The sequence below is a fragment of the Paenibacillus rhizovicinus genome (assembly GCF_010365285.1).
Taxonomy (GTDB): domain Bacteria; phylum Bacillota; class Bacilli; order Paenibacillales; family Paenibacillaceae; genus Paenibacillus_Z; species Paenibacillus_Z rhizovicinus.
This window is the reverse complement of sequence record NZ_CP048286.1, coordinates 4245001-4269337: the sequence shown is the minus strand read 5'-3', so window position 1 is coordinate 4269337 and position 24337 is coordinate 4245001. Positions and strand designations below refer to the sequence as shown.

Annotated in this window: 16 protein-coding genes, 11 tRNA genes and 1 rRNA gene (1 of these 28 cut by a window edge); 5 read left to right on the top strand and 23 right to left on the bottom strand. The window is 50.7% G+C overall.

The window, feature by feature from the left end:
* Positions 1–137 precede the first annotated feature (137 nt).
* The 3 genes from GZH47_RS19220 to GZH47_RS19210 form a co-directional block, all read right to left on the bottom strand.
* Positions 138–902, bottom strand: a complete 765-nt coding sequence (locus tag GZH47_RS19220) for an SDR family oxidoreductase (protein ID WP_162642562.1) — start codon at positions 900–902, stop codon at positions 138–140.
* Between the two features lie 99 nt (positions 903–1001).
* A complete protein-coding gene (locus GZH47_RS19215) occupies positions 1002–1589 on the bottom strand; it encodes an SRPBCC family protein (protein WP_162642561.1) in 588 nt (195 codons plus the stop codon).
* A 221-nt stretch (positions 1590–1810) separates the two neighbouring features.
* Positions 1811–2686 carry a LysR family transcriptional regulator gene (locus GZH47_RS19210; RefSeq protein WP_162642560.1) on the bottom strand — a complete coding sequence of 292 codons (876 nt, stop codon included), beginning with the start codon at positions 2684–2686 and terminating at the stop codon, positions 1811–1813.
* A gap of 277 nt (positions 2687–2963) precedes the next feature.
* On the opposite strand from GZH47_RS19210, the gene GZH47_RS19205 reads away from it, so the two are divergent.
* From GZH47_RS19205 to GZH47_RS19185, 5 genes are all read left to right on the top strand, one after another.
* Complete coding sequence (locus GZH47_RS19205; protein WP_162642559.1) at positions 2964–4121, top strand: MFS transporter; 1158 nt, start codon at positions 2964–2966, stop codon at positions 4119–4121.
* Between the two features lie 131 nt (positions 4122–4252).
* The gene (locus tag GZH47_RS19200; RefSeq protein WP_162642558.1) at positions 4253–5044 is read left to right on the top strand and encodes an SDR family oxidoreductase; all 792 of its coding nucleotides are present in this window, start codon (positions 4253–4255) and stop codon (positions 5042–5044) included.
* Positions 5045–5082: 38 nt separating this feature from the next.
* On the top strand, positions 5083–5424 hold the full coding sequence (locus GZH47_RS19195; RefSeq protein ID WP_162642557.1) for a nuclear transport factor 2 family protein: 342 nt from the start codon (positions 5083–5085) through the stop codon (positions 5422–5424).
* 326 nt (positions 5425–5750) lie between these two features.
* A complete protein-coding gene (locus tag GZH47_RS19190; protein ID WP_162642556.1) occupies positions 5751–6617 on the top strand; it encodes an ABC transporter permease subunit in 867 nt (288 codons plus the stop codon).
* Positions 6614–7519, top strand: a complete 906-nt coding sequence (locus tag GZH47_RS19185; RefSeq protein WP_162642555.1) for an ABC transporter permease — start codon at positions 6614–6616, stop codon at positions 7517–7519. Before GZH47_RS19190 ends, GZH47_RS19185 begins: the two co-directional genes overlap by 4 nt.
* Positions 7520–7733: 214 nt before the next feature.
* On the opposite strand, the gene glmS is transcribed toward GZH47_RS19185, so the two are convergent.
* From glmS to GZH47_RS19085, 20 genes are all read right to left on the bottom strand, one after another.
* The gene (glmS, locus tag GZH47_RS19180) at positions 7734–9566 is read right to left on the bottom strand and encodes a glutamine--fructose-6-phosphate transaminase (isomerizing) (RefSeq protein WP_162642554.1); all 1833 of its coding nucleotides are present in this window, start codon (positions 9564–9566) and stop codon (positions 7734–7736) included.
* 842 nt (positions 9567–10408) lie between these two features.
* The gene (gene glmM / locus GZH47_RS19175; RefSeq protein ID WP_162642553.1) at positions 10409–11755 is read right to left on the bottom strand and encodes a phosphoglucosamine mutase; all 1347 of its coding nucleotides are present in this window, start codon (positions 11753–11755) and stop codon (positions 10409–10411) included.
* A gap of 20 nt (positions 11756–11775) precedes the next feature.
* Positions 11776–13398: a CdaR family protein gene (locus GZH47_RS19170; RefSeq protein ID WP_162642552.1), complete on the bottom strand. Its 1623-nt coding sequence runs from the start codon at positions 13396–13398 to the stop codon at positions 11776–11778.
* Positions 13391–14230, bottom strand: a complete 840-nt coding sequence (cdaA, locus tag GZH47_RS19165) for a diadenylate cyclase CdaA (protein WP_162642551.1) — start codon at positions 14228–14230, stop codon at positions 13391–13393. Before cdaA ends, GZH47_RS19170 begins: the two co-directional genes overlap by 8 nt.
* A 136-nt stretch (positions 14231–14366) precedes the next feature.
* Positions 14367–14996 carry a zf-HC2 domain-containing protein gene (locus tag GZH47_RS19160; protein ID WP_162642550.1) on the bottom strand — a complete coding sequence of 210 codons (630 nt, stop codon included), beginning with the start codon at positions 14994–14996 and terminating at the stop codon, positions 14367–14369.
* A 129-nt stretch (positions 14997–15125) separates the two neighbouring features.
* Positions 15126–15692 (bottom strand): RNA polymerase sigma factor SigW, encoded by a 567-nt coding sequence (gene sigW, locus GZH47_RS19155; RefSeq protein WP_162642549.1) that lies wholly within the window; start codon positions 15690–15692, stop codon positions 15126–15128.
* 292 nt (positions 15693–15984) lie between these two features.
* Positions 15985–18795, bottom strand: coding sequence for a phosphoenolpyruvate carboxylase (ppc, locus tag GZH47_RS19150; protein WP_162642548.1), 2811 nt, complete (start codon positions 18793–18795; stop codon positions 15985–15987).
* A gap of 323 nt (positions 18796–19118) precedes the next feature.
* Positions 19119–19192 (bottom strand) — tRNA-Gly (locus GZH47_RS19145).
* An 8-nt stretch (positions 19193–19200) separates the two neighbouring features.
* Positions 19201–19277: transfer RNA gene (locus GZH47_RS19140), tRNA-Pro, on the bottom strand.
* Positions 19278–19304: 27 nt separating this feature from the next.
* A tRNA-Arg gene (locus GZH47_RS19135) sits at positions 19305–19381 on the bottom strand.
* A 6-nt stretch (positions 19382–19387) separates the two neighbouring features.
* Positions 19388–19462: transfer RNA gene (locus GZH47_RS19130), tRNA-Gly, on the bottom strand.
* A 155-nt stretch (positions 19463–19617) separates the two neighbouring features.
* Positions 19618–20454: an ABC transporter ATP-binding protein gene (locus GZH47_RS19125; RefSeq protein ID WP_162642547.1), complete on the bottom strand. Its 837-nt coding sequence runs from the start codon at positions 20452–20454 to the stop codon at positions 19618–19620.
* A gap of 297 nt (positions 20455–20751) precedes the next feature.
* Positions 20752–20831: transfer RNA gene (locus tag GZH47_RS19120), tRNA-Leu, on the bottom strand.
* A gap of 33 nt (positions 20832–20864) precedes the next feature.
* Positions 20865–20940, bottom strand: a tRNA-Lys gene (locus GZH47_RS19115).
* An 8-nt stretch (positions 20941–20948) separates the two neighbouring features.
* Positions 20949–21024: transfer RNA gene (locus GZH47_RS19110), tRNA-Gln, on the bottom strand.
* Positions 21025–21034: 10 nt separating this feature from the next.
* Positions 21035–21110 (bottom strand) — tRNA-Val (locus tag GZH47_RS19105).
* 14 nt (positions 21111–21124) lie between these two features.
* A tRNA-Glu gene (locus GZH47_RS19100) sits at positions 21125–21199 on the bottom strand.
* Between the two features lie 13 nt (positions 21200–21212).
* A tRNA-Thr gene (locus GZH47_RS19095) sits at positions 21213–21288 on the bottom strand.
* 5 nt (positions 21289–21293) lie between these two features.
* A tRNA-Asn gene (locus GZH47_RS19090) sits at positions 21294–21369 on the bottom strand.
* Positions 21370–21457: 88 nt separating this feature from the next.
* Positions 21458–24337: ribosomal RNA gene (locus GZH47_RS19085) — 23S ribosomal RNA — on the bottom strand (it continues 47 nt past the right edge of the window).

The window sequence follows — 24337 nt, the reverse complement described above, 5'->3', positions numbered from 1 at the left end:
CGGGAAGTAGCGCAGGGGCATCGCCTACCGCCTCTCGCGCCATCCGAAAAAGCGACAGCCCCGGACCGGAAAAGTCCAGGGCTGCCGCTTTCCTTTTTTAAAAGGCAGGGTAACCTTTCGCAGTCCTATTACCGGATTTACAAATGAGAGCCTCCACTGGCATCGATCATTTGCCCGGTTACCCAGCGGCTGTCGGAAGAAGCAAGAAAAGCAGCTATATCCGCGACATCCTCCGGTTGCCCCCATCTTCCAAAGACAGAAAAATCGGCTCCGTATTTTTGCGAGGCAGGATCTTGCAGCATCGCTGCATTCATATCCGTGGCAACGAATCCAGGCTGGATGGCATTGATCGTAATTCCACGCGAGCCGAGTTGGCTGGATAAAGCGAGTGTTAGCGTGTTGATTGCGCCCTTGGTCATACTGTATGCAGGGATGGCAGGCAGCGAAATTCTAGTTATAGAGGACGACAAGTTAATGATTCGACCTTCGTCTCGTAAACGCGGCAAAGCTTCTTGAGTCAGGAAAAATGGCATTTTTACATTTATTCTCATAATTTCATCGTATGCCTCTTCCGTAGTATCCTCAATCGGGGCTACGAGCGCGATCCCTGCGTTGTTCACGAGTATGTCGAGGCGAATGTCGCCTGTAAGCTCTTTCAACAATTCGTCCAATGTCTGATAAAATGCCCGTATGCTTTCTAAAGAACCGAATTTCGTGCCGATCGTGAATGCAGTTCCTCCATTTTGCTTAATATCTTCAACTACTTTTTCTGCCTCGGCTCGGTTCGTGCCATAATGAACAGCAACCAATGCTCCTTCAAGCGCTAAACGCGTCGCAACGGCGCGTCCGATCCCCCGGCTTGCGCCTGTAACCAAAGCAACTTTACCCTTTAATCTCGTCATGATTTTTTATCTCCTCTTGTGTCAAATTCGTACACGATAGTTATAACACAAGGTGAATTTTGAAATGTTGCCCTCATATTCTTGGGTGCGGGGACTCGCTTAACCTCTCGCGCCATCCGAAAAAGCGGCAGCCCCGGACTGAAAAAAAGTCCAGGGCTGCCGCTTTCCTTTTTTTAAAAAAAGGGGCAGGGAAACAAGATAGTCGGCAAGCTTATCGAAAGCCCCCTCAAGATCTTGTTGAAGCATCGGCGCCATAGCGTTGTAGGATTCTTGTTCCTCTGCCGAAGCGTTCACAGGGTAACCTGTCAGTTTTAAAACCGTTTTGCCTTCGTCATCTTTGAACGTGATGCTATTCATAATCTCAAGAGGCCAGCTCGATCTGAAAGGCGCCCGGACCGTATTGCCCCGCTCATCGGAAAAGGATTGAATATAAGCCACTTTCTCAGGTTCGACAACCTCCAGGTATGCAAATTTCCGCCACATAACCAGTTTTCCGTCGGGAGACGTCTGAAAACCTAAAAACTCGCCGCCTGATCGAGCGTCCATTCTAACGACTTCGAGCATGGCCCCCTTCGGTCCCCACCATTTAGCGAAATGCCCGAGCTCCGTCCATGTTTTAAATACCTGTTCGCGAGGAGCATCGAATATATGCGTAAATTCGAACGATTGATTCGGATTGTAAGCCATGGGCATCCTCCTTGTTTTTACTCTGACCAAGCCCCTATACTATAACCCCCCGGTAAATGCCGCCCTTCAATCGATGCCGAAGAGCATCTTGATAAGCGGGACTGCAATAACCAACTATATTCAAGAGAGGTTGTTTTGTATATTTCATAATAATAATAATAAAATCAATGAATAAAACTAATGAAAAACACAATGCAACGATAAGCTAGTTAAGATAAGACTTAACTGAACTTTTCTTTAAGATAGCTGACGAATCTTTGAGTAGCCGGTGAAAGGAACCTATTCTTTTTGTATTGCAGACCCACTTCCCAAATCCACCCCTTATCCTGGATCTTGATCCATTGTAATCCCTTTAGCTCCAATCCAGCTGTTCTAGGCAATACAGATACTCCGAGACCTGCCGAGACAAAACCCGCCACTGTCGGTAAATCATCAGCATCGTACGTAGAAGCCAGAGTGAAATTCATATGATGGACTCGAGCCAGGAGCGAATCCTTTAGTGAACAGTTTTGCTTTAAGCCTACAAACGGCTCTCCGCATATTTCCTTCAAGCTAATGGATTCCTTATTGGCAAGTGGATGATCGGAAGAGACGACAAGGTAAAGGGGCAACGAAACCATCGGCAGCCACTCAAAAGTGTCTCCTTCGGGTTTTTCAGAGGTAATCATTATATCCGAATTTCCACTCTCAATCTGTTCTACTATTAATCCTTTGTCACCCTGCGACAATTTAAACGTAATTTGGGGATTGGCTCGCTGATACTCTCGGATGAGATGTGGAATTAGATCAACGCCCAAGATATTTAAATACGAAAGATGAATAAAACCTGAATTCGGATTTGAACACTCTTCGATCTCCTGTTTTCCGCGCTCTACCTCCTTCAGTATCTTCTCCACACGCTTTGCAAACATTGTACCGTATCGGTTAATTTGTAGATTTCTGCCCTTTCGTTCAAATAAAGGTACACCCAACTCCGCTTCTAGTTTTGAAATCGAGTGACTCAGTGCAGGCTGCGTAACCGATAGACTTTCTGAAGCTTTCGTTAAATGCTCCATTCGGGCAACGGCCAAGAAATACTCCAACTGTGTGAGCTCCATAACATCCCCCTGATTAATTTTCTGTTATTATACATGAAAATAAATTATATAATCCATAGAAATCATGCAATAGACTCATCGGACATGTGTTGTTATGATTCAGATGTTCAGATTGACCACACACCTTAGTCGCATTTCACAGAAAGGAAGATCATAAATGTTTCAGTTTTATTATTGGTTGCCCCATTAGCAATCGTGTATGCAAACGATATGCGAATTCACGAAATCTCGGAATAGGTGAATAGGAACCAATACTTTTATATAAAGGGGAACTAACATGTCAAATTCATTTAAAATTATACTTCTCGCCATCATTACCTTCTTCGTAGGGACTTCAGAATACGTTATCGCAGGTTTTCTGGATATCATCGCTAAAGACACAGGAATATCCGTCGCATCTGCCGGTCAGCTGATTTCGATCTTTTCACTCAGCTACGCAATCGGCACACCAATACTTGTCGCATTGACCGCTCGAATGGATAGGAAAAAGCTTCTGCTTGCATCCTTGACTACTTTTGTTATCGGCAATGCAATGGTTATTTCCTTGCCTGGATACCTGCCTCTGCTTCTCTCAAGAATTGTTCTTGCTCTCAGTGCCGGTATATTTCTTACGATATCGATCACAATGGCTACCAAGTTGGCAAAACCCGAGAAAATCGGCAGCGCAATTTCCACGGTCGTAATGGGCTTTAGCACTTCCTTTGTAATTGGCATCCCGCTTGGCCGATTGGTTGCTGCGAATATGAATTGGAAACTCAATTTTGCGGCACTGGGGATACTCGGATTGGCTTCGATTTTCGTATTGATGGCAGCCATCCCCCGTACTGAAGGTGAAGCACCTATAAGGTTAGCTAAACAACTGGCTTTCCTTAAAAACACAAAAATTTTAATGGCACTTGTTGTGATTTTCTTTTGGATCCTAGGTTACTCGATCGCTTTCACCTATATTACCCCTTTTCTTCTGAATGCAGCCCACATGAGCACCAGCACAATTAGTGTTGCTTTGTTCGTCTTCGGTGTTGCGAGCATGATTGGCGCTAAAATTGGCGGATCCGCAACGGATAAATGGGGAGTTCGAAAAACATTACTTTCCGGTCTCATTATTCATACCATCTCTCTCGCTCTTCTTGCGCTTAGTGCTCACTCAGTAGTCGCTGTCTTCTTTGTTCTTGTGCTCTGGTCTTTGTCTCTCTGGTCCTCCGGTCCAACCCAGCAGGTTAATCTAGTGAGCCAGGCTCCGGAAGCATCCAGCATTATGATCAGCTTGTATTCATCAACGCAGCAGCTATCCATGGCAATCGGCGCTGGTCTTGGAGGTATTGTCCTTCAGAGCACGTCAATTAACACAGTTGTATGGTTAGGGTCACTTGGGGTAGCAATTGCTGCAATCATCGCAACTCGCGTTATTCGACCTGAATTCAAAAAAGCTAACTAAGAATTTTCTTTACATGAAAAATAGTAATTTAATTCATTAAAATTATAGATTAGATTTATACTTATGGCCGGAGTATGCTAACGAATGTGATTGTGAAAAGTAATGTTAACCTACAAGGAGGATATATAAGTATGAATTTTGCATCGTATGAGAATGAGTTTCAAGGGAAACGGGCATTGGTTACGGGAGGGACAAAAGGAATGGGGTATGCAATCGTGAAGCGGTTGGCTCAAGCGGGAGCTACGGTGCTTACAACGGCTCGTACAATTCCGACTAACTACGATATTCCCGGAGTCCAATTCATTCAAGCCGATATTACAAAGCCCGAAGGCACTGCGGTTCTTGTCGAGGCCGTTAAAGAGAAGTTAGGCGGTATCGACATTCTGATTAATACTGTCGGAGGCGCCTCTACACCTCCAGGCGGGGCATTGGCCTTAACCGAGGAGGATTGGCTGGAAACGTTGAACATGAATTTGCTTGGTTCTGTCCGTTTGGACAAAGGTTTGCTGCCTATGATGGTAGATCAAGGGATGGGCGTCATCATTCACATAAGCTCCATTCAAAGAAAATTGCCCCTGTACGAAACGACTTTGGCATATGCTGCATCAAAAGCGGCGCTAACCAACTACAGTAAGGGACTGTCAAAAGAGTTCTCGCCAAAAGGAATTCGTGTCAACACGATTGCGCCTGGCTTTATCCAAACAGAAGCAGCAGATCGGATGATTGATCGAATTGCAACGGTCGCCGGTAGCCGTGATGCAGCGTTGCAGGAGCTTATGAACTCGCTCGGAGGCATCCCAATTGGTCGTCCCGGCCTGCCCGAGGAAGTCGCGGAGCTCGCCGCTTTCTTGGTTTCCGAACGCTCAGCCTCGATTACTGGAAGCGAGTATACGATCGATGGCGGTACGGTTCCTACCGTTTAAAATTATCTTCTGTTTGCAAAATAAAGGAGGAAATAATTATGATTCAATTACCAAACTCCGTTAAAGCTTATTTTCATGCATCCAACGAAGAACAACTGGATTCGTTTCTTGATGCATTTAAAGAGGATGCCTACGTCTTTGACTTTAACAGGGAATTCAAAGGCCTTGAAGCTATTCGTGACTGGTGCAAATCAGACATATTGGACGTGCACGTTCGCTTTGATATAACCGATGCTTGGGAGCAAGAAGGTGCGTATATTGTCATCGCGTCTCTAGACGGGGAGTTCGATAAAACTAATCTCCCCGATCCATTATTATTGATTCATACGTTTAAGCTGTCTGAGGGTAAGATTCAAGAGTTGCATGTATCACTGCCCTGAACAGATATAGATGAGATAAATAATCGCTCTCTACTAGGCATTTCAAGCCTTGTGGAGAGCGATTATTTAATTACATGTCCTTCTCAAACCAAGGATCGTCGTTTCGCACCCGTAAATGGAATACAGACACCTGGCTTCAGCCTGCTCCTTTGTCTACCGCAAGCTAATCTTTTAATGTGATGTAATGTAATATAACATATTAATGCTCGGTTTTTGTAAAATCCATCAATTACGCCTTGAATTGAACGTGGAATGAGCTATACTTGAATGATAATTGTCTCGTTTACCGAAAGGAATGTGCACCATTGCCAAAGACATCACAACATATGTTAGTTGTACCCGGATTTTTATTATCCATACTCTTATTCGCACTCGCCCCCGCCGTGCTTCAGGCCGACTTGCGAGATGGCACACTGCATTTTCATTGGGCGAACGGTATATCCAGCATCCGCAATTATCTCCAAGGTATCTTCTCTGGCGAATCGTTCCATTTTCTAGCGGGCAGAACGGAACATTCATTCTGGGAGCAAATCGGCGCTTATTTCAAAGTCTCGTTCTTCTATACCGTCATCGGCGGGGTGGTTGGTTTGACCGGCGGGATGTTTCTCGGCGTGTATTTCGCGATTTCCCGTTACAGATGGATGAGGCGTATTCTCGAACTGACGAGCATCTTGCCGGACTTCGTCATCGTTCTATTGTTGCAGTTTCTCGTCGTGTACTTTGCATCGGTTACCGGTGTCGCCGTCTTCCAGGTGGCCAGCGTATCCACGGACGATCCCGCGATTGCCTTACCATTGATCTCAACCATTTTGATTCCGTCCAATTACATGATCCGGAATGTGGCTCTACAAATGAACAACGCGTTCGCTGAGGATTATATCACCTTCGCTAGAGCGCGCGGCCTCGGCAAATCGTACATCGTGTTCTTCCATGCCCTGCCGAACGTGCTGCCCTTCATTAAAGCAGATCTTCATAAATTTATGGGCATCTTGTTTGGCAATCTGTTTATCTTCGAATATCTGTACAACCTAAACGGTGTGACCTTGTTCGTCTTCTCCAACGCATTCGATTACAGCGGGTATCAATACAGTTTCGTGGTTAACGGACTTTTCACGCTGTCCGCGCTGTACTTCATCGTATACGCATTACTTCGCGCCGCCATCTTTGGATGGGAGAAGGTGATCGTAAGATGAACAAAACGCTGTTACTCGGCTTGATCATTACAATCTTCATGCTTTGCGCTTCCCTATTCGGCAAATACGTCGCGCCTCACGACCTGAACGAGTCCGCACAGGTGAGCTCCAGCGGCGGCGAGTTGATAGTTCCGCCGTTCCCGCCGTCGAAGAATTACCCCCTTGGCACCGACAAATACGGATACGATATCCTCGCCAAGCTTCTCGCCGGATCGAAGTACACGATTTTCGTCGCGTTCTCGGTTGCCTTCGCCCGCATGGCGATCGGCAGCACGATTGGCCTGCTGCTCGGTTACTTCGGTAAGGCGAAAGCGTCGCGCGGCGGGCAAGTGCCGATCTGGAACATGCTAAACGGCATTCCGGTCTTCGTCATCGTCTGGATGATCATGATCGGCATATCGATAAATCCTGCGCCTTCCGCGCCAACGATGACGCTCATCCTAGCTGTCGTACTAACGATTCTCGGGATTCCTTCCGTCGCCGGCACGATGAAGGACAAGACGGCGATCATCCGCGAGAAACAGTTCGTGTTGTCAGCCCGCTCGATCGGGGCCGGTTCATGGTCGATTATGTGGAAGCACGTATTGCAGCATTTAAAGGAAAGCTTCCTCATCCTTTTCGTGCAGGAAATCGTGCTCATTCTAGGCTTGTTCGGTCAGCTGGCGATTCTGAACATCTTCGTCGGCGGTACGAGACAATTTAGAGATCCGATCGAATACGTTAGCCGGACGAATGAATGGAGCGGCCTCATCGGCCAGTCGCGCGACTACCTGTTCGCCTACCAATGGGTACTTTTCATGCCACTCGCCGCCTATATCGTCTTCATCCTAGGCTTCCATCTTATCTCACTCGGGTTGGAGAAGCATTACCGTACGACCTACGCGAAGGTATCACAAATATAAGGCATTCAAGAACTTATATCTTCATCTCATTCAATTTGCGTATTCTTTTCACACGAATACCAGTTTTCTCCGACAATAAATTAATAGGCTCCTTCACAAAAAGTCCCGATGACGTGTAGAACATCATCGGGACTTTGCTAGTTAATAATCAAATGCATCGGTAATTCCACAGTTTTTTAACAACAGACAGCAATTTGTACCTGCTACACCTAACCTACTCCACCGTAACGCTCTTCGCCAAGTTCCGCGGTTTATCCACGTCATTGCCGCGAGCCAGGGATGCGTAGTACGCGATCAGCTGCAGAGGCACGACGGACAGGGCTGGCGCCAAGAGCGGCAGCGTCTTCGGAATCGAGAAGAGCTCGTCGACGGATTTGGCGACTTCTTCTTCGTTGCCTGCGTTCACGAGAGCAAGCACATGCGCGCCGCGGGCTTTCACTTCTTTGATGTTGCTCAGCGTTTTCTCGTACAGATCTTCCTGCGTGATAACCGAGATGACCGGAATGCCTTCCTCGATCAGCGCCAGCGTACCGTGCTTCAGCTCGCCGGCCGCATAAGCCTCCGAGTGAATGTACGAGATTTCTTTCAGCTTCAGAGAGCCTTCCTGCGCGACCGCAAAGTCGACGCCGCGGCCGATGAAGAACAGATTGTTGTGCTTCGCCAACGATTCCGCGATTTGCTTCAACACATCCGCGCTTTCCAGGATGCGCTCCACTTGCTCCGGCAATTCATGCATAGCCGATACGACTTCCGCTACGTAGGCCGAATCCCGCGTGCCGATCGTTTCTGCGAGGAACAAGCCAAGCAGGTAGAAGGCGATCAGCTGCGACGTGTACGCTTTGGTCGAAGCGACTGCAATTTCCGGACCGGCTTGCGTGATGATCACATCATCCGCTTCGCGGGCTACCGAGCTGCCGACGACGTTCGTGATTGCCAGCACGCGAGCGCCGTTGCGTTTCGCTTCGCGCAGCGCTGCGAGCGTATCCGCCGTTTCGCCGGATTGGCTGACCACGATCACAAGCGTATCCGGCGTGATGATCGGCGAGCGGTAACGGTATTCCGACGCCACGTCCGTTTCAACCGGAATGCGGGCAAGGTTTTCAATGACGGTTTTACCGATCAGACCTGCATGGAACGCCGTTCCGCAAGCGACGATATGCACTTTGCGAATCGCGCGGATTTGTTCGGCCGTCATGCCGATTTCGTTCAATACGACGGAGCGGCCGTCATCCGAGATGCGTCCCATCATCGTGTTGCGATAGGCTTTCGGCTGTTCGTAAATTTCTTTCAGCATGAAGTGATCGAATCCGGCTTTTTCCGCCGTTTCCAAGTCCCAATCGACATGGAATATTTCCTTGGAAATAAAATCCCCTTCGATCGTCATTAATTCGACACTGTTCTTCGTCAGAATCGCCATTTCGCCGTCATTCAAGATATACACGTCACGCGTATGCTCCAGAATAGCCGGAATGTCGGACCCGATGAAGTTCTCGCCTTTGCCGACGCCGATAACGAGCGGACTTGCGAAGCGAACCGCCACAAGGCGATCGGGTTCGAATTCCGTCAATACGCCAAGCGCGTAAGCGCCCCGCATCCGTTTAACCGCACGCTGGACAGCCTTCACGATGTCGCCGTCGTACTCATCCGCCACAAGGTGGGAGATAACTTCCGTGTCCGTTTCCGATACGAACTTGCAGCCTTTGGCGATCAGTTCATCCTTCAAATCCAAGTAGTTCTCGATGATGCCGTTATGCACGACGGAGAACTTATGCGAGTTGTCCGTATGCGGATGGGAGTTAACGTCCGACGGCTTGCCATGCGTTGCCCAACGCGTATGGCCAATACCCACGGAGCCTTCCAGCGGCTGGCCGTCCAGTTTCTCCTCCAGGTTTGCCAAGCGGCCGATCGACTTGCGTACTTCCAATCCGTTCTTCGTGAACACGGCGATACCCGCAGAGTCATAACCGCGGTATTCCAGCTTCTTCAAGCCTTCGATCAAAATATCCTGCGAATCCCGTTTACCGATATATCCTACAATTCCACACATATGAGTAGACCTCCGTTATCGAGTGTTCCCCGCGGCAACGGATGCCATTGAATAAAAAGCTTAAAAACATGGCGGCGCAAAGCCGCCTTATTCGCCGGCATCGTCCCGCAAAGATAATTTTGACAATAAGAAATAAAGCGCAGCACTCGCGTTTTCGATCACGGGCTGCTATTCATTTGATGATACAATCGCACTTTAACAAGCCGACGTATGCGTCAACACATGCAATACAGTAACGATAAGATTATTCCGCCGGTCCGCCCAAACCAAGTCAGGGCCATCCGTTCATGGCTTCGTCAATAACCAGCAGCAATAACAAACAGCGCTTCCGGCTGCTCGTATCCCTCTGCTTCAAATGCTTCAAACCTTACGCGTACAGACGGCTTCCGTTGCCGCTGTCGCATCGCCTTGCTATGGAGCATCCTGCCGATCGTTTGTCAGACCAGTCGCCCGGCCTATTTGGGAATCGGCTTTCGGTTGAATGCAATACCGGGAGGTCCCCGCCGAAATTTCGAACACCTCCACCTCGTCAGCTTGCCGTTCGTACAGCAGATGAATGACCCGCAAGGTCCGTTCCGAATTGGACCGCTGCAGCAGCTGTATGAATAAGCGCAAGCTCTGGCGCTTGAGTAATGCTGTAACCTCTATCCTCGCTTTCCTTCCTGAATGTCACCTCTTACTATATGCATTTTGACGCGAAGGTGCAACCCAATCTTTCGGTAACCGTTTACAAACCGAGCTGAATCCCGTTGCGGAAACATTTTCCGCCGCCGTGCACCGGAATCGAAAACAACCCCGGGTGCGAACTTCACACCACTAGGGTTGCCGTAAATACCGCCTTCTTATTCGACGCCGATTTCCGCGCGAACCGTGTCCACGATACGTGCTACGAAAGCTTCGACTTGCTCCTTCTCCGGACCTTCCGCCATAACGCGGATCAACGATTCCGTGCCGGAAGGACGCACGAGCACGCGCCCGTTGTCGCCAAGCTCCCGCTCCACGTCCGCAATGACCGCCGCGATAGCCGGATTGCTCTTATAGGCGTTCTTATCCGCTACGCGCACGTTGATCAGCACTTGCGGATATTTGCGCATGAGCTTCTTCTGTTCGCTGAGCTTCTTGCCGGACGCGACGATCGTTTCCGTCAATTGGAGCGCGGTCAGAATGCCGTCGCCTGTCGTATTGTAGTCCAGGAAAATCACATGGCCGGACTGCTCCCCGCCCAAGTTAAAACCGCCGCGGCGCATTTCTTCCATGACGTAACGGTCGCCGACCGCTGTCTGGGCCGTATTCAACCCGATCTTCTGCGCTGCCTTGAAGAAACCGATGTTGCTCATGACCGTCGTCACGACCGTGTCGTTCTTCAGCTTGCCGGCCCGCTTCATCGCGTCGCCGCAGATGCACAGAATAAAGTCGCCGTCGACTTCTTCGCCGTTCTCGTCGACCGCAATCAGCCGGTCCGCGTCGCCGTCGAAGGAGAGACCGAAGTCCGCCCCGTGCTTCAAGACCTCCTCGCGCAGATACTCCGGATGCGTAGATCCCACGCCATCGTTAATATTTAGGCCGTTCGGCTCAGCGCCAACCGTAATGACTTCGGCACCAAGCTCGCGGAATACCGTCGGAGCAATCTCGTGCGCCGAACCGTTCGCGCAGTCCAGAACGATCTTTAACCCGCTGAAGGATTGGGAGACCGTCGTTTTCAAGAAATCGACGAAGATCCGTTTCGCCGAATCGTTCACGGTCACCGTACCGATATCGCCGCCTTCCGGCCGCGGGAGCTCATCGACTTCGGCATCCATTAAACGTTCGATTTCGTTCTCTGTTTCATCGGACAACTTGAAGCCGTCGCCGCCGAAGAATTTAATGCCGTTATCTTCGACAGGGTTATGCGAAGCAGAAATCATTACGCCCGCATCCGCACCGAGAACGCGCGTCAAATAAGCGACTGCCGGCGTCGATACGACGCCAAGGCGAACGACGCTCGCGCCGATCGAGAGCAGACCTGCAATGAGCGATGCTTCCAGCATCGGCCCGGAGATTCGCGTGTCCAGTCCGATCACGACCTTCGGCTTCTCTGCTTGACCGGCAAGTACAAAGCCGCCGCAGCGGCCGATTTTATAAGCAAGCTCAGGCGTTAGCTCGCGATTGGCAACACCGCGAACACCGTCTGTTCCAAAATATTTTCCCATTGTTGTAAGATCCCCTTTGGTTATTGATTTGCGTTTGCTGGCGTATCGTCCGTCTTTGTCTCCTGGCTCCCATTGATACTGCCATTGTTAGACGGCTGCGAACTTCCGGTTACCGGAATTGAATCCGTCCCCGGTTCCGTGCCTGAAGTATTCGTGCTGGTACCGGCGCTGTTGCCCGTGCTGTTCGCGGCACTATTGCCTGTACTTTTACCCGCGCCATTGCCTGTGCTGTTCCCCGTACTATTGGCGGGATTATTCCCGGCACTATTGCCAGCATCCTTGCTCCCGCTATTGCCGCTTCCGCTGTTCACGGCGCCATTCCCGGTGCCCGCCGCGGCACCGCCATTCGATGCCGACTGCCCCGCCGTAGGCGTACTGCCGTCCGTCGTCTCCGTCGTTGGAGGCGTCGTGCCATCCGTAATCATCACCGTGATGCTGAGCGGCGCGTTAGACGGCTGCGTTATGAAACGAGGCAAATGCATATCCAGCGGAACGACATGGCTGCCTGGTCCAAGGCCGCTTAAATCCGCCACCAGCTGCACATCCTTCGAACTGATCTGCGCGAGCATATTCGGAGCACCGCTGATGGATGCATCGACATGCCCGTCAATTGGCAGCGTAATTTGAGCTTTCAAACCTTCGGATAGGCCGATCATCGTAACCGGCAATTTCGGCAATATTTTCGACTGGGCCGGCACGATTGTATAGTCGAACGATACCTTCGCCGGATCTACGGTCGCGACATCTTTATTCGGCTTAACATCGAGCTCCATCGTACCCGATTGTTTCAATTGCGACAAGTCTATCGTCAAATCGTCATAAAATTCATACTTATCGAGTACGTCCTGAGGCCCATAAATCGTAATTGCATCCACGCTCTGCTCGAATGACGAAATCGCTAGTCCTTCTGGCAGGCTTCCCTTGAATCCGACCTGCAGCGGCAGCTTCTTGAACGGTTTCGTAATCGGGATTTCCACCTCAACCACGTTAGGACTGATGACCGCGTCCGTCAGCTCGTTTCCGTCCTTGTCCAGCGCCGCAAGTTTCATTTTCTTATCGTTTACCGTTTCTTCCTCGCCGTCAACGGAAATCGTTCCGCCAACCATCGCCACCTCATTCATCTCGTCGGACGGCAGCGTAACATGGACTCGGCTGTTCGGCTTCACGAGCGGCTGACCGAGCTTATAGCCCTTGCCGGGCGTACCCTCGGTATTAATGGTGACTTCAAATTCTTTCGTAAGGAGCCGCTCCATTACGACCGTCACGTTGCTCGGTCTAGCCTCGATGAGTTCGAGTCCGCGGGGCAGGTTAACTTTAACCGGAAGCACCATGCGTCCGTCACTCGCTTTGCTCAAGTCGACCGTGACCTGATAACCATTGTTATGCGAAGCGAGCAGCAGATCAGACCGCGAACCGCGGACCGTCAGATGTACTTCCTCGGGATCCAGCAGGCGCAGCGCGTAGTTCTTATCGTCCATGCCGATCGGCTTGATCTGCACCGTATCGATTTCCTGCGTTTCCGTCCCCGTCGCAACCGCATTCGGCGTTTCCTCGGAGTCGAAGTGTACCACCGCCCACATCAGGATGCCGATCAGCAGGGAGATGATTTTGAGCGCCGTAGGATGATTGAGCCATTTATCCATGCTGATTGCCTCCTTTCCGCTTCCAGAAAGGAATCTTCATGCCTTGGCGCTCGCGCGTCTTCAGCTTAGGGTTCAGCTCCTCATACAGCTTGGAGATCAGCGATTCTTCTTTAATGTCGCGAACGATCATGCCGCCCACCGCCAGCGAGATCTGGCCCGTTTCCTCGGAGACGATGACCGACACGGCATCGCACACTTCCGTAATGCCGATGGCCGCGCGGTGTCGCGTCCCCAGCTCTTTGCTGATGAACGGATTCTCCGACAGGGGCAAGTAACAACCGGCCGCTTTAATTTGGTTGCCGCCGATAATAACGGCACCGTCGTGCAGCGGTGTATTGGGAATGAAAATGTTAATAAGCAGCTCGGAGCTGACGATCGATTCCATCCGAATGCCGGACTCCGTGTAATCCTGTAGTCCCGTCGTGCGTTCAAATACGATCAGCGCGCCGATTTTCCGCTTAGCCATATAATTCAGCGCCTTAATGATCGCATTGATCCGGTCGCTGATGTCTTGTTCCTCCACGGACGTTCGGCCGAATAATTTCCCCCGTCCGAGCTGCTCCAGCGCCCGGCGAAGCTCCGGCTGGAATATAACGAGCACCGCGAATACGCCGAGCGTGAACATCTGGTTCATGAGCCACTTCAACGTATACAAGTCGAACCACGTACTGATCGCCCAGGTGACCACGAGCACGAGAATCCCTTTGAACAGCTGTACGGCCTTCGTACCCCGAACGAGCAAGATCAGCTTATAAATAATATAGCTAACGACAGAAATATCGATAATATCCTTGATTAATACCGTCCATGTCATATCTGCAAAATAGTTCATCCGTCAACCCCCAAAGATCTAATGTGCACACACACTGATCCTTTTATCGGAATTATAACTTTATTATTTTCTAGAAACGGGGTTGCAAATCCTCTTTTCCTCATAAAAAAACCTCCCGCGTGAGGGAGGCAGTAAATCAATAGGCCAAACTGCTGATGGAAGTCGTAACTTTGTACCAAAACCAGTCCAGCGCCTGGTCAATCTGTTTTACTTCTCCAGAAATATGAGCAGTGGAGGCCTCGTACAACGATCCCGAGATCACCGTAACATCCCCGTCCACCTCGCCAAGTACGTTCGCTTTTCCGTTCTCGACCGTGAGATCGCCGTTAATATGCGCGCCCGCAGGCACGGTGACGGTATCGCCCTTGATTACGACTTCAGCCAAATCAGGTCCCCGAACGGCTAGTTGGCTATCTTGCTGCCACATCGCCAGGAAACTGGAGAACATAACGAGCACGAACACGGCGGCAACCGAAACGGCAGGATGATTCCTGACCCATCTAGAGAAGCCAGAACCGGTTCTGCGGCGCTTGACCGGCAGTGAGCTCATGATGCGCTGTGTTAACTGAGAGGATTGTTCGGCTGTAACGACGAAATGCGTATCCATCATCCTGTGCGTGAGCGCTTCCGTCTGTTCCAGCTGTTCCATCCGGGTGCGGCATGCCGGGCAGGAATCAAGATGAGCTTTAAGCCCGGCGATATCGTCATGGGGCAGCTCGTCGTCCAAATAATCATGCATCAGCATGACAGCGACGTTGCAATTCATAGCAGCCAGTCCTTTCTTCGTTGTAATTTCACAGTAGTATTCGATACGTTAGAAACAAGGGAATGTTTCACTTTTTTATTAAATCCGCAGCTGCCCAATTTCTGGGCGATCGGTGTATAGCCCTGATAGCTATAACTTATGCTCGAGCTTCTTCCGAAGAAACTCACGGCCGCGATGCACCCTCGTCTTCACGGTCGTCACCGGCATTTCGAGCACGTCCCCGATTTCCTGAAGAGAAAGCTCCTCCAGGTAACGGAGCACCATCACCGACTTGTATTTCGCCGGCAGCGTCGCGATAGCCTGATGAATAATCCGCTGCGTGTCCGACAGCAGCAGTTCGCTCTCCGGCGTCCGGTTGTCGCTCGGAATCATCGCATATCCGTCCAACCCTTCGTGCTCGCCCGACTCTGCGTCAAGCGAATAGACAGGCTTGCGTTTGCGCAGGCGGTCTATGCACAAGTTCGTTGCGATGCGATAGATCCAGGTGGAAAACTTCATCGTTGCATCGTAACGCTCCAAATTCTTATATACACGCAGGAACACATCCTGCACAACATCCTCTGCTTCCTGCCGGTTGTACAGCATCCGGTAAGCCATATGGTACAGCTTGTCCTGATACAGCTCTACGATCTCGGCAAAAGCCCGCTGATCGCCCTGCAGCGCCAATCTCGCTAATCTCGCCTCAACTGATATCAAATGCGACTCCTCCAAACCCGTCGTATCCTTTACACGACTTTATGATTATACCGTTAATTGGCGCTCCGAGGCAATGAATGGGGACGGAAAAGGAAATGAAAAGAAATCATTCATGTAATTCTGCTTTCTTTATTCACTGTACCCATCCATTATCCACAGCTTTATCCACATTCTCCCCACAAACGGTGGATTAGTTGTGGATATCATCTCGCAAAAAACGAAAAAAAGCCGGCCCCCGGAATGGATAACATCCATTTCGATGACCGGCCTAATCGGTTATTCACAACATCCATCAACCGGTGTTTCTCAGCCCTGCTGCAATTCCGTTGATGGTGAGCAATACTTCGCGGAGCAGCTCCAGATCGTCTTCCTCGCCTTTGGCGCGGCTTTCGCGAAGCTCCTTCAGCAATTGAACTTGCATGTAGCTGAGCGGATCCACGTACGGGTTGCGCAAACGAATCGATTCCTGGATAACCGATACGTTGTCCAGAATCTCTTCCTGCCCCGTAATTTGCAGAATGAGCGAGGACGTACGAGCATACTCCTCTTCAATTTGCGTGAAGATACGGTCACGGATCGCTTGATCCGCAATCATGCCCGCGTATTCCTTCGCGATCAGAAGATCCGCTTTGGCCAGCGCCATTTGCAGATTATCGATTAACGTCGTGAAGAACGGGAATTTCTCGTACATCGTGCGCAGCGTATCCAAACGCTTCGCATCATCCTGCACGTAGTCCTGCAGCGCCGTTCCTGCGGCATACCATGCCGGCAGCAAGTAACGGCTTTGCGTCCATGCGAATACCCAAGGGATGGCACGAAGATCTTCAAAACGGTCGCTGCCTTTGCGTTTCGCCGGACGCGAACCGATGTTCAGCTCGCCGACTTCCGATAGCGGAGTCGATTCCTTGAAGAACGTCATGAAGTCGGGATCGCGGAAGATCAAATCCTGATACTTCGTCAAAGCCGTCTCCGAAATGCCGCGCGAAATTTCTTCCCACTCCGCCGTAGCGGCTTCTTCCTGCTCCGGATATTTCGCCAGACGCGATGCCGTCACAAGCGCCCAAGTCGCTTGTTCCAAGCTGCGATACGCAATGCCCTTCAAGGAATAGCGGGAAGACAGTACTTCGCCTTGCTCCGTAATTTTGATGCCCCCGCCGACCGTATGAGGCGGCTGCGCCAGGATGCTGCGGTTAAGCGGCATGCCCCCGCGGCCAAGCGCGCCTCCACGGCCGTGGAAGAACTTCAGCTTCACGCCGAATTTCTTCGCCGAGCTTGTAATCGCATTAAGCGCTACGCGCAGTTCCCAGTTCGCAGTTACGACGCCGCCATCTTTGTTGGAGTCGGAGTAGCCGAGCATGATCTCATGCAGGTTACCGCGAGCTTCAACGGCCTGACGGTAGATCGGAAGCGCGAACAGCTGCTCCATAATGCCAGGCGCTGCATGCAAGTCATCGATTGTTTCAAACAATGGCACGGCTTGCAGCGTACACGTAATGTTGCCATTTGCTTCTTTGCGGAACAAGCCAACTTCCTTGGCAAAAACCATGACTTCCAGCATATCGCTGGCACCCTGAGTCATGCTGATCAGGTAGCTGGAGATACAATTTTCGCCGAACTCAGCTTGTGCACGGTAAATCGTATGGTAGACGTCCAGACACTCGCGCGTACCTTCGGTATAAGCAAAGTGAGGCGAAGTGAGCGGACGCGGGTCGTTCAACAGTTTGTGCAGCAATTCGATTTTCTCGTCTTCGGAAAGCGCAGCGTAATTCTCCACGATGTTCATGTTCGCAAGAACTTCCGTCATCGCGTTCTCATGCTCTTTGCTGTGCTGACGAACGTCGAGCGCGGCAAGGTGGAATCCGAACAGCTCCACTTGGCGAATCAATTTACGAATATGCGTATCCGCTACATAGTCCGCGAAATGGTTGCGCAGGCTGCGGTCGATCACGAGCAAGTCTTCTTTAAGCTCATCCGCGCTGTTGTAACGCTTCGCAGAGCCTTTCAGAGACTCATCCAACGCATTAGACAGCTTCTCTATCATGTAGCCAAGCTTAACGCGGTAAGGCTCCTTCTCGTTGCGCCAAATATCCACGCAGCGCACTTCAACCTGCTCGCGGTCCTTCTTGATGGACGCGATCAGTTCGTCCGAGACGTCAATGATATTCGTGCTGAAGCTCAGCTGTCCCATAACTTCTTTGAGCAGCTCTTCGTATTTCTTGAGCGCCAGGCCGCGCTGCAATCTCAATGTCTCCCAGCTTACTTTAGCCGTGACGGAAGGATTGCCGTCCCGGTCGCCGCCGATCCAAGAACCGAAGCGGAGGTAGGTCGGAACATGCCAGTGCTCATCGGAAGGATAGTACTTATCCAAGCAGCGTTCAAGCTCTTCGTAAACGTTCGGAAGCACCTCAAACAGCGTCTCGTCGAAGAAATACATCCCGTTGCGGACTTCATCGATAACGGTAGGCTTGCGGTCGCGCAGCTCATCGGTTTGCCACAGCGTAAGTACTTCGTTGAGCAGCTTCTCGCGCAGCTTCTCGCGTTCGCGGAATGTTAGGGTCGGGTCGTCCAACTCCATCATTTCGGCAGCGATACGTTGATGAATATCGAGTACGTCGCGGCGCGTCGCTTCCGTCGGATGAGCCGTCATAACCAGTTCCAAGGAAATATCCGCGATGATCGCTTTCACATTGTCTACAGAGATGCCTTGATCCTTCAGCACCTGAATGGCGCTTTCGATGGAGCCAGGCTGTACCTTCTCGCCAGACGAACGCTCGTAATCGCGTTTGCGGCGAATCCGGTGGTTCTGCTCAGCAATGTTCACTAGCTGGAAATAAATCGCAAATGCACGAATGACTTGATGACGAGTAGCTGGAGTCAATGCGTCGATAACCTGCTTGAACTCCTCGTCCAGCTCCGGCAGAAACTCCGCACGCAGCGTTTTGCTCATTTCACGAATCTTCTCAACCGTTTCCAGCAGCTCGTGTCCACCTTGATGAACGAGCACATCCCCCAAAATGTTTCCCAGGAAACGCACGTCACGTCGCAGCAAGTTGTTCGCTTGCGGTCGGTTTGTAGTCATTGTTGTACTAGCCTGTTCCGACATTCCTAATCCTCCTTCAGGTTTGCGGTGCGAAACCATGTCTTAAGCTTCTTCGATGGTCAGCAAAACAAACCATTGTATAAGCATAATTTTCGGTTTTTCATGCAAAGCACTGCCTAAAATGTATATTTTGACGGCTTAATCACAGGTTTTGCCTGCAGCAATCCTCACCATAAGCCAAATTAACCGAAAACGACGGTTTTTTAACTCTAATCATCATACTACAAATTAAGTTACGGTAGTAGCTTTTTCACAGGTGGAAGGAATAGGAATCCTTATAAGATAAAACAAAAAGCCTTGGAGTCCCAAGGCTTGGATGGTTATTATGGAGCGGGTGATGGGAATCGAACCCACGCTATTAGCTTGGAAGGCTAAAGTTCTACCATTGAACTACACCCGCAGAAAATATGGTCGGGATGACACGATTTGAACATGCGACCCCCTGGTCCCAAACCAGGTGCTCTACCAAGCTGAGCTACATCCCGATATGTATAATCCAAACAAATAAAAAATGGCGTGCCCTGAGAGATTCGAACTCCCGACCTTTTGATTCGTAGTCAAATGCTCTATCCAGCTGAGCTAAGGGCACAAAATATGGAGCGGAAGACGGGAATCGAACCCGCGACCCTCGCCTTGGCAAGGCGATGCTCTACCGCTGAGCCACTTCCGCATTTCTGTGTCAGTCGCTTTTTCTCAAGCGCGACAATTAATAATATATCATGGTCATAAACAGAATGCAACCCCTTCTCAGAAAAATAATAATAATTTTTCCTAGCTGCATTCTGTTTCTACTGTTCACGATGAAATATCGGTATTAAGCGGCTTCTAGCTTACTTTTACCGGCTCCAGAATGGGCTCGCTCACAAGCTGCGGTACATCGGTTGCAAGAGCAAACGGGAAGCATAGCGGTACGCCAGTACGCGGATCCGGAATAATATCCGTCTCAATGTTAAACACCTCGCGTAACACCTCTTTGGTCATGACAGCCTCTGGGGCACCGACGCTGACGACTTTGCCCTTCTTGATCGCAACCATATGCTGCGCATAGCGGGAAGCGTGGTTCAAGTCGTGTACGACCATTATGATCGTTCTGCCGGCCGTTGCGTTCAACTGATGAAGCAGTTCCAGCACTTCGAGTTGATGTGCCATATCCAGATAGGTTGTAGGCTCATCTAAGAACAGCATATCGGTTTGCTGCGCAAGCGCCATTGCAATCCATGCACGCTGCCGCTGACCGCCTGACAGACGGTCTATAGGCCGATCCTTGAACTCCAGCAGCCCTGTGCGCTCTACTGCCCATTGAATAATGGAGCGATCCTCTTTATTCAGAGAACCGAAACCACGTTGATATGGGAAACGCCCATAAGAAACGAGTTCCGAGACAGTCAGCCCGTCGGGAGCAGTCGGATTCTGCGGCAGAATCGCCAGCTGCTTTGCAACCTCTTTCGTCGATTGCTTGTGGATGGATTTTCCGTCCAGCATTACTGTTCCATTCGATGGCGACATTAGCCTTGCCATCGTTTTCAGAATCGTGGATTTACCGGATCCGTTCGCTCCGACGAGCGCAGTAATTTTCCCTTTAGGAATCGTTATGTTCAGGTCTTCTACGATCAGACGCTCTTCATAGCCAATATTCAGATTGCTCGTATGCATTGCGTTCATGTTATCCACCCCTAACGGTTACATCCACTCATTGATAACTATTCTCACAATTTAACTATTAACAATGATAACGATTCTCAATTGATTCGTCAAGATTTTTAGCCTTAATCCACAAGAAATATCATACTTCTGTGAATAAAGGTTCATATGGTGAAGCTCCTATTGAAAAGCATCCGTTTCAAGCTGTAAGCTGTGGATAAGAAATCAAGCTACCCTTGAATTCACCGCGGAGGATCTGGCTTATTCACAAATTTACGCACAAAAAAACCCTTTTAGATAAAAGGGTCTTTAATCTTATGCGCGTAGAGGGACTTGAACCCCCACGGTCGCCCGCCAGATCCTAAGTCTGGTGCGTCTGCCAATTCCGCCATACGCGCAAGTTATTCAGTTCCATTTTCTTAAATAGAAAATGGTGAGCCATGTAGGACTCGAACCTACGACACCCTGATTAAAAGTCAGGTGCTCTACCAACTGAGCTAATGGCTCAAATATAATGGCTGGGGATCTAGGATTCGAACCTAGGGAATGACGGAGTCAAAGTCCGTTGCCTTACCGCTTGGCTAATCCCCAATATACAAAATGGTGGAGGCTGACGGGATCGAACCGCCGACCCTCTGCTTGTAAGGCAGATGCTCTCCCAGCTGAGCTAAGCCTCCGCCTTAAGAGAGAATGGTGACCCGTAGGGGACTCGAACCCCTGTTACCTCCGTGAAAGGGAGGTGTCTTAACCACTTGACCAACGGGCCGTGTAATACTTGATGGAGCTCTCAACCGGAATCGAACCGGTGACCTCATCCTTACCATGGATGCACTCTACCTACTGAGCTATGAGAGCATGAATGGCTCCCCGAACAGGACTCGAACCTGTGACAACTCGATTAACAGTCGAGTGCTCTACCAACTGAGCTATCAGGGAACGGTATGTACTTCGGGCAACTTACACCCTGAAAACTGGATACGAACCTTTGCGAAGGTTTCTTGCATTAGCTGAAACGAGCATGTTCTTGGATAAGCCCTCGACCGATTAGTATTCGTCAGCTCCACGCATTGCTGCGCTTCCACCTCGAACCTATCAACCTCGTCGTCTTCAAGGGGTCTTACATACTGGGAAATCTCATCTTGAGGGGGGCTTCACGCTTAGATGCTTTCAGCGCTTATCCCGTCCGCACTTGGCTACCCAGCGATGCTCCTGGCGGAACAACTGGTACACCAGCGGTGCGTCCATCCCGGTCCTCTCGTACTAAGGACAGCTCCTCTCAAATTTCCTACGCCCACGACAGATAGGGACCGAACTGTCTCACGACGTTCTGAACCCAGCTCGCGTACCGCTTTAATGGGCGAACAGCCCAACCCTTGGGACCTACTTCAGCCCCAGGATGCGATGAGCCGACATCGAGGTGCCAAACCTCCCCGTCGATGTGGACTCTTGGGGGAGATAAGCCTGTTATCCCAGGGTAGCTTTTATCCGTTGAGCGATGGCCCTTCCATGCGGTACCACCGGATCACTAAGCCCGACTTTCGTCCCTGCTCGACTTGTAGGTCTCGCAGTCAAGCTCCCTTATGCCTTTGCACGCTACGAATGATTTCCAACCATTCTGAGGGAACCTTTGGGCGCCTCCGTTACATTTTAGGAGGCGACCGCCCCAGTCAAACTGCCCACCTGACACGGTCCCTGTACCGGATTACGGTACCAGGTTAGAACTCCGATACGATCAGGGTGGTATCCCAACGATGCCTCCATCGAAGCTGGCGCTCCGATTTCCTAGGCTCCCACCTATCCTGTACAGATCGTACCAAAGTCCAATATCAAGCTGCAGTAAAGCTCCATGGGGTCTTTCCGTCTTGTCGCGGGTAACCTGCATCTTCACAGGTATTAAAATTTCACCGGATCTCTCGTTGAGACAGCGCCCAAGTCGTTACGCCATTCGTGCGGGTCAGAATTTACCTGACAAGGAATTTCGCTACCTTAGGACCGTTATAGTTACGGCCGCCGTTTACTGGGGCTTCGGTTCATAGCTTCGCCTTGCGGCTAACCACTCCCCTTAACCTTCCAGCACCGGGCAGGCGTCAGCCCGTATACTTCGCCTTACGGCTTCGCACAGACCTGTGTTTTTGCTAAACAGTCGCTTGGGCCTTTTCACTGCGGCCCCCTCGGGCTATTCACCCTACCGAGGCACCCCTTCTCCCGAAGTTACGGGGTCATTTTGCCGAGTTCCTTAACGAGAGTTCTTCCGAGCGCCTTAGCATACTCTGCTCGACTACCTGTGTCGGTTTGCGGTACGGGCACCTTCACCTGGCTAGAGGCTTTTCTTGGCAGCCTGAACTCATGACCTTCGCTACTGCAATTTTCGCTCCCCATCACAGCCCAGCCTTATCGATGTGCGGATTTGCCTACACATCAGCCTCACTGCTTGGACGGACATCCATCAGTCCGCGTCACTATCCTTCTGCGTCACCCCATTGCTCGTAACGGCTTACGGTGGTACAGGAATATCAACCTGTTGTCCTTCGACTACGCCTTTCGGCCTCGCCTTAGGTCCCGACTTACCCTGAGCGGACGAGCCTTCCTCAGGAAACCTTAGTCTTACGGCGGACAAGATTCTCACTTGTCTTTTCGTTACTCATACCGGCATTCTCACTTGAATGCGCTCCACCAGTCCTTACGGTCTGACTTCAACGTACATTCAACGCTCCCCTACCCCTGATGCATACGCATCAAGCCATAGCTTCGGTGGTGTGTTTAGCCCCGTTACATTTTCGGCGCAGAGTCACTCGACCAGTGAGCTATTACGCACTCTTTAAATGGTGGCTGCTTCTAAGCCAACATCCTGGTTGTCTTTGCAACTCCACATCCTTTCCCACTTAACACACACTTGGGGACCTTAGCTGATGGTCTGGGCTGTTTCCCTCTTGACAATGGGTCTTAGCACTCACTGTCTGACTCCCGGATATAAGTACATGGCATTCGGAGTTTGACTGGACTTGGTAACCCTTGGCGGGCCCCGCACCCAATCAGTGCTCTACCTCCACGACTCTCAATTCCGAGGCTAGCCCTAAAGCTATTTCGGGGAGAACCAGCTATCTCCGAGTTCGATTGGAATTTCTCCGCTACCCCCACCTCATCCCCGAATTTTTCAACATTCGTGGGTTCGGGCCTCCAGTGCGTGTTACCGCACCTTCACCCTGGACAGGGGTAGATCACACGGTTTCGGGTCTACGTCCACATACTATGTCGCCCTATTCAGACTCGCTTTCGCTGCGGCTCCGGCTCTTCACCTTAACCTTGCATGGGAACGTAACTCGCCGGTTCATTCTACAAAAGGCACGCCATTACCCATATAGAGGGCTCTGACTTTTTGTAAGCGCACGGTTTCAGGTTCTGTTTCACTCCGCTTCCGCGGTGCTTTTCACCTTTCCCTCACGGTACTGCTTCGCTATCGGTCGCTAGGGAGTATTTAGCCTTGGCAGATGGTCCTGCCGGATTCCCACGAGGTTTCACGTGTCTCGCGGTACTCAGGATCCGTCTCGGAGAGTGCTGACTTTGGACTACAGGGCTTTTACCTCTTATAGCGGGCCTTTCCAGACCTCTTCGTCTAATCAACACCTTTGTAACTCCATGTGAGACGTCCTACAACCCCAAGGAGCAAGCTCCTTGGTTTGGGCTAATCCGCGTTCGCTCGCCGCTACTGACGGAATCACTATTGTTTTCTCTTCCTCAGGGTACTTAGATGTTTCAGTTCCCCTGGTGTGCCTCCATGCTACCTATGTATTCAGTAACAGGTGACTGGACATTACTCCAGCCGGGTTTCCCCATTCGGACATCCCCGGATCAGCGCCTGCTTACGGCTCCCCGAGGCATTTCGTCGTTCGCCACGTCCTTCTTC

Excerpts from the sequence above, each read along its gene's own strand:
- GZH47_RS19185 (WP_162642555.1), top strand. The coding sequence starts at position 6,614 with ATGAACAAAACGCTGTTACTCGGCTTGATCATTACAATCTTCATGCTT.
- GZH47_RS19210 (WP_162642560.1), bottom strand. The coding sequence starts at position 2,686 with ATGGAGCTCACACAGTTGGAGTATTTCTTGGCCGTTGCCCGAATGGAG.
- glmS (WP_162642554.1), bottom strand. The coding sequence starts at position 9,566 with ATGTGTGGAATTGTAGGATATATCGGTAAACGGGATTCGCAGGATATT.
- cdaA (WP_162642551.1), bottom strand. The coding sequence starts at position 14,230 with ATGAACTATTTTGCAGATATGACATGGACGGTATTAATCAAGGATATT.
- GZH47_RS19125 (WP_162642547.1), bottom strand. The coding sequence starts at position 20,454 with ATGAACGCAATGCATACGAGCAATCTGAATATTGGCTATGAAGAGCGT.
- GZH47_RS19190 (WP_162642556.1), top strand. The coding sequence starts at position 5,751 with ATGTTAGTTGTACCCGGATTTTTATTATCCATACTCTTATTCGCACTC.
- GZH47_RS19205 (WP_162642559.1), top strand. The coding sequence starts at position 2,964 with ATGTCAAATTCATTTAAAATTATACTTCTCGCCATCATTACCTTCTTC.
- GZH47_RS19220 (WP_162642562.1), bottom strand. The coding sequence starts at position 902 with ATGACGAGATTAAAGGGTAAAGTTGCTTTGGTTACAGGCGCAAGCCGG.
- GZH47_RS19160 (WP_162642550.1), bottom strand. The coding sequence starts at position 14,996 with ATGAATTGCAACGTCGCTGTCATGCTGATGCATGATTATTTGGACGAC.
- glmM (WP_162642553.1), bottom strand. The coding sequence starts at position 11,755 with ATGGGAAAATATTTTGGAACAGACGGTGTTCGCGGTGTTGCCAATCGC.
- GZH47_RS19170 (WP_162642552.1), bottom strand. The coding sequence starts at position 13,398 with ATGGATAAATGGCTCAATCATCCTACGGCGCTCAAAATCATCTCCCTG.
- GZH47_RS19215 (WP_162642561.1), bottom strand. The coding sequence starts at position 1,589 with ATGGCTTACAATCCGAATCAATCGTTCGAATTTACGCATATATTCGAT.
- ppc (WP_162642548.1), bottom strand. The coding sequence starts at position 18,795 with ATGTCGGAACAGGCTAGTACAACAATGACTACAAACCGACCGCAAGCG.
- GZH47_RS19200 (WP_162642558.1), top strand. The coding sequence starts at position 4,253 with ATGAATTTTGCATCGTATGAGAATGAGTTTCAAGGGAAACGGGCATTG.
- GZH47_RS19195 (WP_162642557.1), top strand. The coding sequence starts at position 5,083 with ATGATTCAATTACCAAACTCCGTTAAAGCTTATTTTCATGCATCCAAC.